Here is a 563-nt window from a genome sequence, read left to right as displayed (position 1 = left end):
GTCGCCGTCGCCGTCGCCGTCGCCGTCGCCGTCGCCGTCGCCGTCGCCGTCGCCGTCGCCGCGCTCCGCGGGGACACCACCCGGCGCCGCCTGCTCCCAGCTCTCCGGCCGACAGGCCAGCAACAGCCTGGCCCCGCTCTCCTCCAGCCAGCGCAGCGTCTCGCGCAGCCAGGCCGCGCCCAGCGCGGCCGGCGCCTCCTCCGGGGCGTCCAGCACCACCAGCAGCGGCCGGCCGGCCGCCGCGCACACCTCCGCCACCGCCCGGGCCGGGTCCTGGCCGGCTCCACCACCGGGCGCCAGGCCGGCGCCCAGCGCGCTCAGCGACCGGCCCAGCGCCTCGGCCGGTGAACGGTCGGCGGCCCACAGGTCGGCGCCGCGCAGCCAGAGCGTGGGCAGCGGCCCCACGGCACCGGCCCGGCGTACGGCCAGGGCCGCCAGCTCGGTGCTGCGCCCGCTGCCCGGCTCGCCGACCAGCACGGTCAACGCCGCCTGCGGCTCCTCCCCGCAGAGCCCGTCGGGACGCTCCACCCGGTCGGCGGCCAGGTCCGCGAGCCGGCCCCCAC

At 81.5% G+C, this 563-nt stretch carries 1 pseudogene; it reads right to left on the bottom strand.

Going from position 1 to position 563, the window contains the following annotated elements:
* Positions 1-563, bottom strand: a pseudogene (locus tag ABD323_RS39950) (hypothetical protein); the annotation flags it as partial.

This window comes from Kitasatospora nipponensis, from assembly GCF_039528135.1.
Taxonomy (GTDB): Bacteria; Actinomycetota; Actinomycetes; order Streptomycetales; family Streptomycetaceae; genus Kitasatospora; species Kitasatospora nipponensis.
This window is presented reverse-complemented; position numbering and strand designations above follow the sequence as displayed.